Raw genomic sequence first — 263 nt, 5'->3', positions numbered from 1 at the left:
CACACTATCGCTTTAAACTAAAATGTCCTTTTAGCTCTTTGCGCACTTCTTGTTCAGTGGATTCTACCCTAAACCAGTAATCACTTGATGGTAAGGCATTCCCATTATAGGTCCCATCCCATCCCGGGGTCACCGGACTGATTTGCTTTAACAGCTTTCCATAGCGATCAAATATATAAATATTTGCCGTAGGATCGAACTCGTCGATCCCTATAATATTCCACGTATCGTGATATTCATCATTGTTTGGAGCAAAGTAATCT

Annotated in this window: 1 protein-coding gene; it reads right to left on the bottom strand. The window is 40.7% G+C overall.

The features are described 5' to 3' along the window. Positions 1-4: 4 nt before the first annotated feature. On the bottom strand, positions 5-263 hold a 259-nt coding region (locus tag ACY2RS_RS15635), incomplete at its 5' end, for a T9SS type B sorting domain-containing protein (protein WP_490099593.1).

It is taken from the genome of Patiriisocius sp. 208BN25-11 (assembly GCF_058147145.1).
This window is presented reverse-complemented; position numbering and strand designations above follow the sequence as displayed.